Source organism: Cupriavidus sp. HPC(L) (assembly GCF_000307735.3).
In the GTDB taxonomy this organism is placed as follows: domain Bacteria; phylum Pseudomonadota; class Gammaproteobacteria; order Burkholderiales; family Burkholderiaceae; genus Cupriavidus.
In genome coordinates this window covers 1-12,188 of sequence record NZ_AMPR02000042.1, presented here as the reverse complement: position 1 = coordinate 12,188, position 12,188 = coordinate 1, and the positions used below count along the sequence as shown (strand labels likewise).

The 12,188-nt window shown below is 68.0% G+C and carries 11 protein-coding genes; 9 read left to right on the top strand and 2 right to left on the bottom strand.

Translation table 11 applies throughout. From position 1 onward, the window contains the following. Positions 1-638, top strand: a 638-nt coding sequence (locus tag B551_RS04040) for an MFS transporter (RefSeq protein WP_023263519.1), incomplete at its 5' end; no start/stop codon positions are given. Between the two features lie 92 nt (positions 639-730). Here the strand turns inward: B551_RS04040 and B551_RS04035 are convergent. Further along, positions 731-1,552, bottom strand: a complete 822-nt coding sequence (locus tag B551_RS04035) for a TetR/AcrR family transcriptional regulator (RefSeq protein WP_253281322.1) — start codon at positions 1,550-1,552, stop codon at positions 731-733. Positions 1,553-1,608: 56 nt separating this feature from the next. Here B551_RS04035 and B551_RS04030 point away from each other — a divergent pair, with 56 nt between their 5' ends. The 6 genes from B551_RS04030 to B551_RS04005 all read left to right on the top strand — a co-directional run bounded on the left by B551_RS04030 (position 1,609) and on the right by B551_RS04005 (position 7,802). Next, positions 1,609-2,352, top strand: coding sequence for an SDR family NAD(P)-dependent oxidoreductase (locus tag B551_RS04030; protein WP_006578675.1), 744 nt, complete (start codon positions 1,609-1,611; stop codon positions 2,350-2,352). 317 nt (positions 2,353-2,669) lie between these two features. Next, a complete protein-coding gene (locus tag B551_RS04025) occupies positions 2,670-3,572 on the top strand; it encodes an amidohydrolase family protein (protein ID WP_006578676.1) in 903 nt (300 codons plus the stop codon). A 55-nt stretch (positions 3,573-3,627) separates the two neighbouring features. Then, a complete protein-coding gene (locus B551_RS04020) occupies positions 3,628-4,542 on the top strand; it encodes an amidohydrolase family protein (RefSeq protein WP_006578677.1) in 915 nt (304 codons plus the stop codon). Between the two features lie 76 nt (positions 4,543-4,618). Continuing rightward, positions 4,619-6,043 (top strand): UbiD family decarboxylase, encoded by a 1,425-nt coding sequence (locus tag B551_RS04015; RefSeq protein ID WP_006578678.1) that lies wholly within the window; start codon positions 4,619-4,621, stop codon positions 6,041-6,043. Then, entirely contained in the window at positions 6,040-6,663 is a 624-nt protein-coding gene (locus tag B551_RS04010; protein WP_006579564.1) for a UbiX family flavin prenyltransferase, read from the top strand. The genes B551_RS04015 and B551_RS04010 overlap by 4 nt, the downstream gene beginning before the upstream one ends. 83 nt (positions 6,664-6,746) lie before the next feature. Further along, entirely contained in the window at positions 6,747-7,802 is a 1,056-nt protein-coding gene (locus tag B551_RS04005) for a GTP-binding protein (RefSeq protein ID WP_006579565.1), read from the top strand. Positions 7,803-7,898: 96 nt separating this feature from the next. On the opposite strand, the gene B551_RS04000 is transcribed toward B551_RS04005, so the two are convergent. After that, positions 7,899-8,948, bottom strand: coding sequence for an AraC family transcriptional regulator (locus B551_RS04000; RefSeq protein WP_006579566.1), 1,050 nt, complete (start codon positions 8,946-8,948; stop codon positions 7,899-7,901). A gap of 394 nt (positions 8,949-9,342) precedes the next feature. On the opposite strand from B551_RS04000, the gene B551_RS03995 reads away from it, so the two are divergent. Together B551_RS03995 and B551_RS03990 are read left to right on the top strand one after the other, a co-directional pair. Next, positions 9,343-10,689 (top strand): nucleobase:cation symporter-2 family protein, encoded by a 1,347-nt coding sequence (locus B551_RS03995; RefSeq protein ID WP_006579567.1) that lies wholly within the window; start codon positions 9,343-9,345, stop codon positions 10,687-10,689. An 83-nt stretch (positions 10,690-10,772) separates the two neighbouring features. Further along, positions 10,773-12,116, top strand: coding sequence for an amidohydrolase family protein (locus B551_RS03990; RefSeq protein WP_052511259.1), 1,344 nt, complete (start codon positions 10,773-10,775; stop codon positions 12,114-12,116). Positions 12,117-12,188: the final 72 nt, after the last annotated feature.

Here is a 12,188-nt window from a genome sequence, read left to right as displayed (position 1 = left end):
AGCCGTCCTCGCGAGCGCACGGCGTCGCGGGCGCTGCCGCAACCATGCGCGCCGATATCGTGTCCGTGCTGCGCGCCTCGCAGCCGCTGCGGCTCGCCGCCTGCTTCGCGCTGTACAGCCTGATGTTCTTTGCGTTGTTCAGCTTCCTGCCGGTGCTGCTGATCGAACGGATCGGCGTCTCCCACCGCATGGTCGGGCTGCTGACGGCGCTCGCGATCGCCGCCAACATGATCGGCAATCTGGCCGCCGGCTATCTGCTGGCGCGCGGCGTATCGCGGTCCCTGGTGGTGGGCGCTACCTGCCTGACCATGGGACTGGCCGAGCTCGGCATCTTCCTGCCGCTCTTCAACGATGTGCCGACCTTCCTGCTATGCCTGCTGTTCTCGGCGGTGGGCGGGCTGATTCCCGCGACCTTGCTGTCGAGCGCGTCCATCGTCGCCCCCACGGCGGGGCTGTTGCCGGTCGTGATCGGCCTGCTGATGCAGGGCAGCAATCTTGGGCAGGTGGTCGGACCCGTTACCGTCGGCGCGGCCATCGGGGCCTGGGGCTGGCACGCCGCCGCGGCCGTCGTGGCGCTGTCGGCGCTGGCTGCCATGCTGCTGGCGCGCGGCATGCGGTTTGGGCGGGAAGCAACGTGACGCGGCGTTCTATTCGTCGTAGGCGCCGTACTGGCGTTGGTGCCGCACAGGCTTGAAAGCTTCACGAGATCAGGACTGGCAGACAGCCCGCCTCATGGCGTCGTAGATCTCCCGCGCCGTCGTGCCGAAGCCGGGACCACTGCTGGTGCGGTGGCCGGTTCGTCCACCCCTTGCAAGCTATCCCACACCCGCATCGCGCAGTCCACCACCCGGTGCAGCCGCTGGCGCGAAGCCCCGGTGCGGGCCTGGATCGACAAGCCCTGCAGCACCGTCTCGAAGTAAGCCGCGAGGGCGCCGATGTCCGTGTCGGCCGGCAGTTCGCCGGCCTCGACGCCTTGCTTCAGGCGCTGGCGCACCGATTCGCCGACCGTGCGCAGCTTGCTCGACAGCATCGTCTTCATCTCGCTGTCATCGTCGGGACAGGCGGCGGCGATCGACACCACCAGGCAGCCGCGCGGCGTCGTCGGGTCGCAATAGGCGTCGACGTTGTCACGCAGCATCGCCTCGATCGCCGCGCGCGCGGCCGGACGGGCCAGCGCCGGCGTGGTGAAGTTCATCGTGCGCTGATACAGCGCCATCGCCTCCTGAAACAGCTGCGCCTTGTCGCCGAAGGCGGCATAGAGGCTGGGGCGGTTGATCCCCATCGCGGCGGTCAGCTCGCTCAGCGACGCCTGTTCGTAGCCGCGCTCCCAGAACACGCGCATGGCCGCCTGCAGGGCGGTGTCGCGGTCGAAGGCGCGGGGTCTTCCTCGTTGGCTCATGGATGGAACGGTGAATTCTGTACTGACCGGATAGTAAATCCCTTGACCGTCGGCGACAACGTGCCAATAATGCCATTCAAATTTGTACCGACCGGTATGAATTGCGGACGCGGCGATCGATACCTGCGACACCTGTGTGGCAACCCGGTTCAAACCACGCCGAACGACGCGTTGAAACCACGTTGAATATCAACTTCAAGGAGCAAGACATGGCATCCCTGCAAGGAAAAACGGCCCTGGTCACGGGCGGCAGCCGCGGCATCGGCGCCGCGATCGCGCGCCGGCTGGCCGCCGATGGCGCGGACGTTGCACTGACCTACGCCAGTTCGGAGCAGCAGGCCGAAGAGGTTGCCGCCCAGGTGCGGGCGCATGGCCGGCAGGCACTGGCAATCCGTGCCGACAACAGCGATCCGGCGGCGGTGGCCGATGCGGTCGCGCGGGCCGCGGCGGCGTTCGGCAAGATCGACATCCTGGTGAACAACGCCGGTATTTTCCGCGCGGGTTCGCCGACGGAAGCGACCGTCGAGGACTTCGACGTGACGATGGCCGTCAACGTCCGTGCCGCCTTCGTTGCGATCAAGGCAGTGGCAGCGGTCATGCCCGATGGCGGCCGCATTATCTCGATCGGCAGCAACCTCGCGGTGCGCGTGCCGGGGCAGGGAATGGCGATCTATAGCGCGAGCAAGGCGGCGCTGGTCGGCATGACGCAGGGCCTGGCGCGCGATTTCGGTCCGCGCGGCATTACCGTCAATGTGGTGCACCCCGGCTCGACCGCCACCGACATGAACCCGCCCGATGGGCCGCATTCCGACTGGCAGCGCTCGCTGATGGCAGGGCAGCAGCGTTACGCCTCGCCGGACGAGGTGGCCGCCGTGGTCGCGCTGCTGGCCTCGCCGGAGGCGCAAGCGGTGACCGGCGCAGCATGGACCATCGATAACGGCACCAACGCCTGATCGCACGCCGCATCGATCGATCCGAGCGCGGGAGCGTGGGCACCGCAACATCGGCGTCCACGCTTCCCGCTTGACATCCGAATTTCCACGGCGGTATAAAGGCGCCGTGGGTAGAAGCGGTCGATTGAACAAGCAGCGGCGCAATGCCGCGATCGTTCAACTGGAGATTGCTCACTGACGGAGTACCGTCGGTGGCGCATTCTTCCAACGCTCCCCCTCGACAGTGCTCCCGAACGCAACGCGCGCCTGGCCCGTCCCGCAATGACCGGCCCGGTCCCGCATGCCTTCAACCTGCAGCATTGCGAGGAGACACCCGCATGATCATCGACACCAGTTGCTATCCGACCAATCTGGTCGATCTGGCATGGCGGCACGATGGCGAGCCCTTTACCGGCGAGCGCCTGATCCAGATGATGGATGGCCCATTCCTGATCAACGGCAAGCCGCGCCGCATCGATCGCGCCTTCATCCAGCCGCCGCAAGGCAACACCATCTACACGTGGACCGACGGCACCAGGTCGGGCAGCGAATCGATCGACGCCTATATGGCCTACACGGTCGAGATGGTGCGCAAATATCCCGACCGCTTCATCGGCTGCTTCGTCTACAACCCGCGTTGCGGCGTCGAAAACGGCGTCAATGCGATCGACCATTACGTGCGCAAGCTCGGCTTCAAGATGGTCCAGTTCCAGGCCAACATGCACGCCTATCGGCCCGACCGCGCGCTCGACTGGCTGCGTCCGGCGCTGCAGAAATGCGCGGAACTGGGCGTGCTGGTCAAGCTGCATACCGGCGACGGCCCCTACAGCATCCCGACCGAATGGGTGCCGATGATCAAGGAATTCCCGACGGTCAATTTCATCATGGCCCACTTCGGCGTGCAGACCGGCGGCGTCTATTGCTTCGAGCCGTTCCAGATGGCGATGGACATGCCGAACGTCTATTGCGAATCGGGCTGGTGCCTGCAATCGCGCATCGTCGAATTCGCCAAGGTCTTGCCCAGGCACAAGATCCTGTTCGGGTCCGATACGCCGCCGAACGAGCCGGGCATGTGGCTGCGCCTGCTGGAGGTGCTGTGTTTCGAGCCGCCGCAGGGGCTCAATCTGGACGAGGACACGCTGGAGGACTACCTCGGCAACAACGTCGCGCGGATGATCGGGCTCGAACCGACGCCGGTGCCGCGCACGGTCGAAGAGGCCCGCGCCAGGCTCGCCGCCTGAGCCGCGCCGCCCACGACCGCTTCCAGAGAACGCAGCCCCGCACGGAGCCACTGCAATGATCATCGACACCCATCTGCATCCCACCAACCTCGTCGACGAGGCCTGGCGCCATACCGGCGAACCGTTCACCGGCGAGCGCCTGCTCAAGATGATGGACGGCCCCTACATCATCAACGGCAAGCCGCGCCGCATCGACATGGGCTTCATCCAGCCGCCGCCCGGCAATACCGGCTATCGCGACGGCAATCGCCGCGGCCGCGAAGGCGTGCGCGACTACATGGCCTATGTGGCCGAGCTGTGCCAGAAATATCCGGACCGCTTCATCGGCAATTTCACCTTCAATCCGCGCTGGGGTCCGGAAGAGGGCGCGCTCGAGCTCGAATACCACGTCAAGGAATACGGCTTCAAGATGATGAAGCTGCATGCCAACATGCACGGCTATCGCCCCGACCGCGCGCTCGACTGGCTGCGGCCCGCATTGAAGATGTGTGCCAAGTACAACGTCGTGGTGCTGATCCACACCGGCGACGGGCCGTACACGATTCCGACGATGTTCTATCCGATCATCCGCGAATTCCCGATGGTCAATTTCATCATTGGCCATTTCGGCATCCAGACCGGCGGCAATTATTCGTTCGAGGCGTTCTGGATGGCGATGGACACGCCGAACGTCTATTGCGAATCGGGCTGGTGCTTCCAGTCGCGCATCGTCGAATTCGCCCGCCAGTTGCCGCGCAACAAGATCGTGTTCGGCACCGACACGCCGCCGAACGAGCCGGGCATGTGGCTGCGCGAGCTGGAGATGCTGTGCGGCCCCGCGCCGCAGGGGATGGATCTGGACGAGGACGGGCTGGAGGACTACATGGGCAACAACATTGCCCGCCTGATCGGCCTGGAGACCACGCCGCCGCCGCGCACGATGGAAGAGGCGCAGGCCCGGCTGACCGATACCTACGCCGGTCTTCGCTGAACCGCCCCACACGGCGGCCGGCCGGGCCCGGCACCTTCGCGTGCCGCGGCCCGGCCGGCGTGACAAGGAGAGAACGATGACATCGTCGCTCAATTCGGGGCGCGATTCGGGGCGCGATTCTGGGCGCTACTCGTCGTCGCAGGATTTCCGCGACTTTCTGTCGGCCTATCGGGCCGCGCATCCCGATGATGTGCTGGTGATCGGCGACGAGGTCGGTGCCGATCAGGATGCGACCGCCGTGGTCTGGCAACTGGCCGCGCAGGGGCGCCATCCGATGCTGGTGTTCGAGCGCGTGCGGGGTTTGGGGACGCCGCTGGTGACCAATGTGTTCGCCTCGCGCGAGCGCGTCGGCCGGCTGCTTGGCGTCGGCGCCGACGGCATCCACGCCGAATATCAGGCGCGCAGCCGCCGCCTGGTGCCGCCGCGCGAGGTCGACAACGGGCCGGTGCTTGAGGTCGTGCAGAGCGAGGGCATCGACCTGCGGACGATCCCGGCGATCCGGCATTTCGCCACCGATCGCGGGCCCTATATCACCAACGCGATCCTGATCGCGCAGGACCCCGAGACCGGCATCGGCAATGCCAGCTACCACCGCTCGATGGTGCACTCGCCGACCGGCATCGCCACCAGCCTGCATTCGCGCGGCCACCTGTGGCGCATGCAGCAGCAGGCCGCCGTGCGCGGGCAGCCGTTGCCGGTCGCGATGGTGATCGGCGCGCATCCGCTGTTCATGCTGGCGGGCGCGGCACGGCTGCCGTACGGCGTCGACGAGCGCCACGTTGCGGGCGGGCTGTTCGGCGCGCCGCTGGAGGTCGTGCGCACGCCGCGCCATGGCATCGCGGTGCCGGCCAGCGCGGAGATCGTGCTGGAAGGGGGCATCGATCCGGAAGCGCGTGTCGACGAGGGGCCGTTCGGCGAGTTCACCGGCTATTCGTCGGACCGCTCGACCAACAATCTGCTGCGCGTCGAGACGATCCTGCGCCGGCGCGACGCGATGCTGATCGACGTGGTCGGCGGCAATTCGGCCGAGCACCTCAATCTCGGACGGATTCCGCGCGAGTCGGAGATGGTCGAGAAGCTGAAGGAGCGTTTTCCCAGCGTCACCGCCGTGCACTACCCGAGTTCGGGCACGCACTTCCATGCCTACGTCGCGCTCAAGCCAATGCGTGCCGGCGAGGCGCGCCAGGTCATGCTGGGACTGCTCGGCTGGGATCCGTACCTGAAGACGGTGATCGCGGTCGACGAGGATGTCGACGTCACGCGCGATGAAGAGGTGCTGTGGGCCGTCGCCACGCATCTGCAGCCGCATCTTGACGTGGTGGTCGTCGACGGCCTGCCCGGCAGCGCGCTCGATCCGTCGGCATCCGGCGTCGGTACGACGTCGCGCATGGGGCTCGATGCGACACGCGGCCCGCAGTTCGATGGCATCCGCGCGCGCATCGGCGACGACGCGATGGCGCGGGCCGCGCGGCTGCTCGGCGATGTGCTGGGGCGCCCATGAGCCGCCGCCTCGTGGTCGCCATCACCGGCGCCAGCGGCGCGATCTACGGCGTGCGCCTGCTGCAGTGGCTGGCGCAGCAGCCGGACTGGCGCACCGACCTGGTGGTGACGCCGTCCGGCTGGCTGACGATCCGGCACGAGCTCGGCCTGTGCCGCGCCGAGGTCGAGGCGCTGGCCGACGTCGCCCACAACGTCCGCGATATCGGCGCCACCATCGCCAGCGGCTCCTATCGCTGCGCCGGGATGGTGGTGGCGCCGTGTTCGATGCGGACGCTGGCGGCGATCGCGCATGGCCTCGCCGACAACCTGGTCACGCGCGCCGCCGACGTGATGCTGAAGGAAAGGCGCCGGCTGGTGCTGCTGCCGCGCGAGACGCCGCTGCATCTGGGCCATCTGCGCAACCTGACCGCGGTCACCGAGATGGGCGCGATCGTGCTGCCGCCGGTGCCGGCGTTCTACCACCGGCCAGGCTCCATCGACGATCTGGTCAACCATACCGTCGGGCGTACGCTCGACCTGTTCGATATCGACCATGCCGGTCTGGTCGCGCGTTGGCAGGGGATGCGTCCCGTGCCGGCCGACGCGATGCCGACTGCCATGGCGGAGGAGGAGACACGATGAATGCCCTTACGTCCCTTACCCATGAAGCGATACGTTCGACTACGGTCCAGCCAGCCGCCGGAGATCATGCCGAGCGCGCCGCAGTGCCGGTCCCCGTGACGATCCTGACCGGCTTTCTCGGCGCCGGAAAGACCACGCTGCTGAACTACATCCTGACCGAGCGGCACGGCCATCGCATCGCGGTGATCGAGAACGAGTTCGGCGAGGTCGATGTCGATTCGGACCTGGTGCTGAGCTCGGACGAAGAGATCTACCAGATGACCAACGGCTGCATCTGCTGCGTGGTCGACGTGCGTACCGATCTGGTCCGCATCCTGCAGAAGCTGCTGGCGCAGCCCGAACGCTTCGACCATATCATCGTCGAGACCAGCGGCCTCGCCGACCCGACCCCGGTCGCGGCGACCTTCTTCATGGACCACGAGGTGGCGCGGGAGGTCGCGCTCGACGGCGTAGTCACGCTGGTCGACGCGCTGCATATCGAAAGCCATCTGGACGATCCGCGGCTGCGCGGCTTCGACAATCAGGCGGTCGACCAGATCGTCGCAGCCGACCGCATCGTCATCAACAAGACCGACCTGGCCGACCCGGCGGCGGTGGACGCGCTGGAGGCGCGGCTGCGCCGGCTCAACGAGGGCGCGCAGATCCTGCGTTCGAACTATGCACGCGTCGATCTGCGGAACATTCTGGGAATCGGCGGGTTTACGCCGGGGCTGGCGGTGCTGGACGACAGCGGGGACGAGCACGATCACGGCCACGGTGATGATCACGGCGAAGGGCACGTCTGCGACGAGCACTGCGGACACGACCATGACCATGATCGTGAGCATGCCCACCGTCACGATCCGTCGGTCTCGTCGGTCTCGCTGGTATTCGACCGGCCGTTTGACGGAGACCGCCTCGCCAGCGCGATCCGGGCCTTGCTGGCGGCGCAGGGCGACGACCTGTTCCGCATCAAGGGCATCGTCGCCGTTACCGGCAGCGAGCGGCGCCATGTGCTGCAGGCCGTGCACCGGCAGCTCGACCTGCATGCGGGCGATCCATGGCTGGACGCGCCGCGCGACAGCAAGCTCGTCTTTATCGGCCGCAATCTGGACCGCGGCCGATTGCAGACAATGCTGGGGATCTGCCTGGCACGTTGAGGCGGAGGGCGCAGCGTCGCATCGACGCCGTGGCGACGGGGAGGCGGGGCGGACGACCCGCGCCGCCACGGCTGGGATCGCTGGATAAAACTGCCGCTATCCTTCGCGCCGCTGCGCGCGGCGCAACGTGTCCGACGGCAGTTCGCCGAATTCGCGCCGGTATTCCCGCGAGAACATGCTCAGATGCGCGAATCCGTGCCGCAGCGCGATCGCGGTGACCGCGCCGGGCTGCTGCGGCGCGCGCAGCAGGCTGTCGCGCGCGCCCTGCAGCCGCAGCAGCCGCAGATATTCCATCGGTGTCGCGTTCTTGCTGCGCCGGAAACCGACCTGCAGCGAGCGCTCCGACACGCCGCAATGGTCGGCGAGTTCGCGCATCGTGATCGGACGATCGAGATTGCGCCGCAGATACTGGATGGCCCTGCGCACATAGGTCGGCAGCGTCGGCTGGAAGCGCCGCGGCAGCGTGGCGCCGTCGCCGGAGAACTGGTCGAACAGCAGCGTCGACACCACCATATGCTCGATGCTGGCGTCGATGGTCGGATTGGCGGTGCCGGCCCGGCGCGTGCGCATCTCCGCGCGCAGATAGCCGACCAGCGCCTGCCAGCGCTCGGCCACACCATTCAACGCATTGGACCCATTCAACGCATTGCCGCTGGCCAGCCGTGGCGCAAACGCGATCGGCGCCGGCGGCTCGAAGCCGAAGTGCTCGCGGAACGCGTGTTCGATCGCGCGCCGGCGCAGCACCACGCAGAAGCGTTGGCAAGCCGCATCCAGCAGCAGCCGCGTGCGCAGTGTCGGCGAGGCAATCAGCGTGCTGCCGTGCGGGAACTGCTGCAACTGGCCATCGGTGAACGCCTCGCAATGGCCAGCCACCGTGGTTTGAATCACGTACTCGTCCTTGCCGGGCCGCGGCTCGATCTCCATCGCGGTGCTGTAGCGGATATCGACCAGCGACAGCTGGCCGATATGGCATTGCTCCACCTCGACATGCAGCGGCGCCGCGGCGTCGAGCGGCCGCACGCGCGTGGGCCCGAACAGCCGCGTGCACAGCGTCTGCACATGCGGCAATTCGCTGGCATGGAATCGATGGACGGCGCCGAGGGCCGGCGTTGAAACGTCCGCGGGAACGTCGGAAAGCGGCTGCATGGAAGCGCGGAGCTGAGAATGCGATGGCAGGCACCCGGAACGGCGGTGCGCGCGCTATCGTAAGGGCCGCCATTGCCGACGGCAAAGCCGGGACAAACCCGCAGCGCCGCTGCGATCGCCATCGGCATCGCGAACGTTCGCACGACCGCCGCACGGCCACCGCACGGCCACCGCACGACCACCGCACGACCACCGCACGACCACCGCACGGCCACCGCACGGCCACCGCACGACCATCGCACGACCACCGCAAGACCACCGCACCGCGCGTCTCACATCGCTGCGCTTTGCGCCTATCGCCTTCGCAATTGCGCTATGACGGCGCCGGCGCGGCCGCTACTGTGGCTGCAGGCGCCGCCTCGAGCGCCCTTCAGCCACCACCAAGGAGACGACGATGGCTTCGCCCCAACACCCGGTCGACGCGGTGCTGCCGCCGCGCGCCATGCTCACGCTGGGCTTCCAGCACATGCTGGTCAGTTATCTGGGCGCGATCACGGTGCCGATGATCGTCGCCGCCGCGTTGAAGATGACCCCGGCGCAGACGACGCTGCTGATCAGCACCGCGCTGTTCACCTCGGGCATCGCCACGCTGCTGCAGACCGTCGGCTTCTGGAAGTTCGGCGTGCGGCTGCCGATCATGCAGGGCGTCGCGTTCAGCTCGGTCGGTCCGGTGATCGCGATCGGCACCGATCCGTCGCTGGGTTTCCAGGGCGTATGCGGTGCCATCATCGGCGCGGGCGTGATCACGCTGCTGCTGGCGCCGGTGATCGGCCGACTGCGGCAATTCTTCCCGCCCGTGGTGACCGGCTGCATCGTCACCGCGATCGGCCTGTCGCTGTTCCCGGTCGCCTATCAATGGCTGGGCGGCGGGCGCGGTGCGCCCCAGTTCGGGGCGCCGGTGTTCTTTGCGGTCGCGATCGGCGTGGTCGCGCTGATCCTGGCGATCAACCGCTACGGTAGCGAGTTCCTGCGCAACCTGTCGGTATTGATCGGCCTGCTGGCCGGCGCGGCGGTCGCGACCGCGCTCGGCATGGGCGACTTCGCCGAGGTGCGTCGCGCGCCGTGGTTCACGATGGTGCAGCCGTTCGCCTTCGGCCTGCCGGTGTTCGATATCGGGGCGATCGTCACGATGACGATCGTGATGCTGGTGCAGATGGTCGAGTCGATGGGGCTGTTCATCGCGATCGGCGACTTGGTCAAGCGCCCGGTCAGCGAACGCGAGGCGACCAACGGCCTGCGCGCCAACGGCCTGGCCAGCGCGATCGGGGGCATGTTCGCGGCCTTTCCGTATATCGCGTTCATGGAGAACGTGGGGCTGGTGATCGTGACGGGCGTGCGCAGCCGCTGGGTCGTGGCGACCTGCGGCCTGATGCTGTGCGCGGTCGCGCTGGTGCCGAAGATCGGCGCGCTCTTTGCTTCGATTCCGGCCGCGGCGCTCGGCGGCGCCGCGCTGGTGATGTTCGGCGTGGTTGGCGCGGCGGGCATCAAGACGCTGGGCCAGGTCGACTACGAGAACAACCGCTCGAACCTGACCATCGTCGCCATCACGCTGGCCTGCGCGCTGATGCCGGTGATCATGCCGTCCGTGCTCGAGAAGCTGCCCGAAGCGCTGCAGCCATTCGTGCACAGCAGCGTGATCATCGCCTGCGTGGTGTCCGTCTTCCTGAACCTGCTGCTCAACGGCGTGCCGCGCCGTGACGCACCGCTGGCGCACGCCGGCGAACATGCCCCGGAGATCTGATCTTGACCGAAGTCCAATGCAACAACGAAGACTCGCGGGACAACCCGCGCGAGAACCTGCTGATCCGCGGCGCCGCTGCGGTCATGACGGGCCTGGCCGGTCCGGCGGCGCGCGCCGGCGCGGCGGATATCCGCATCCGCAACGGCCGCATCGCCGAGATCGCGCCAGGGCTCGCGCCGCTGCCCGGCGAACGCGTGCTCGACGTCCAGGGCGCCGTGGTGTATCCCGGCTGGATCAATACGCACCACCATCTGTTCCAGAACCTGCTGAAGGCCGTGCCGGCCGGCATCAACGCCGACCTGCAGGCCTGGCTCGCGGCGGTGCCGTATCCGCGCCTGGCGGCCTTCACGCCCGAGGTACTGCGCGCCGCGGTGCGGCTCGGTATGGCCGAGCTGCTGCTGTCGGGCACCACCACCTGCGCCGATCATCACTACCTCTATCACCACGGCCATGGCGCCGAGACCGGCGACCTGCTGTTCGAGACGGCCGCGGAAATGGGGCTGCGGCTGGTGCTGTGCCGCGGCGGCGCGATCCAGTCGGCGGCCGACCATCCCGGCATGTCCAAGACCGCGCTGGTGCCGGAGACGCTCGACGAGATGGTGGCCGACATCGAACGGCTGAAGACGCGTTATCACGACCCCGCCGGCGATGCGATGCGCCGCCTCGCGGTGGCACCGACGACGCCGACGTTCTCGCTGCCGCCCGCGATGCTGCGCGAGCTGGCGGAGTTCGGCCGCGGTCTCGGCCTGCGCCTGCATACGCATCTGTCGGAGACCGACAACTACGTGCGCTTCTGCCGCGAGAAATATCGCTGCACGCCGGTGGAATTCGTCGGCGAGCACGGCTGGCTGGGCCCGGACGTCTGGTTCGCGCATCTGGTCACGTTGTCGCCGGACGAGATCCGCATGCTGGCCGCGACCGGTACCGGCATGGCGCACTGTCCGGTCAGCAACGCGCGGCTGGGCAGCGGCGTGGCGCCGGTGCGCGCGCTGGCCGATGCCGGCGTGCGCATCTCGCTCGGGGTGGACGGCGTCGCCTCCAATGAGTCGGGCAGCATGGTCCACGAGGCCAACTTCGCCTGGCTGGTGCACCGCGCGGTCGGCGGCGCCGCGCAGACGACGGTGGAGGAGGTGATTCACTGGGGCACGGCCGGGGGTGCCGCGGTGCTGGACCTGCCGCGGATCGGCACGCTGGCGCCGGGCCAATCGGCGGACCTGGCGATCTACGACGTCAGCGGCCTGCGCTTCCACGGCTTTCACGACGTCGCCGCCGCGCCGGTGGCGGCGGGCGAACCGACGCCGGTGCGCCACGTCTTCGTGCGCGGACGCCAGGTCGTGCAGGACGGTGCGATCGTGGGACTGGATCTCGAGGCGCTGCGCCGCGAGGCGGCCGAGGCGATGCGGGTGTTGCAGCTGGCCGCGGCCTGAGCGAGACCTGAGCGAGACCTGAGCGCGGCCCAAGGACAAGCCAGCGCGCCGTTGCCGGCGCGCTGGCGCCTG

Excerpts from the sequence above, each read along its gene's own strand:
- B551_RS03995 (WP_006579567.1), top strand. The coding sequence starts at position 9,343 with ATGGCTTCGCCCCAACACCCGGTCGACGCGGTGCTGCCGCCGCGCGCC.
- B551_RS04025 (WP_006578676.1), top strand. The coding sequence starts at position 2,670 with ATGATCATCGACACCAGTTGCTATCCGACCAATCTGGTCGATCTGGCA.
- B551_RS03990 (WP_052511259.1), top strand. The coding sequence starts at position 10,773 with ATGACGGGCCTGGCCGGTCCGGCGGCGCGCGCCGGCGCGGCGGATATC.
- B551_RS04015 (WP_006578678.1), top strand. The coding sequence starts at position 4,619 with ATGACATCGTCGCTCAATTCGGGGCGCGATTCGGGGCGCGATTCTGGG.
- B551_RS04010 (WP_006579564.1), top strand. The coding sequence starts at position 6,040 with ATGAGCCGCCGCCTCGTGGTCGCCATCACCGGCGCCAGCGGCGCGATC.
- B551_RS04000 (WP_006579566.1), bottom strand. The coding sequence starts at position 8,948 with ATGCAGCCGCTTTCCGACGTTCCCGCGGACGTTTCAACGCCGGCCCTC.
- B551_RS04020 (WP_006578677.1), top strand. The coding sequence starts at position 3,628 with ATGATCATCGACACCCATCTGCATCCCACCAACCTCGTCGACGAGGCC.
- B551_RS04030 (WP_006578675.1), top strand. The coding sequence starts at position 1,609 with ATGGCATCCCTGCAAGGAAAAACGGCCCTGGTCACGGGCGGCAGCCGC.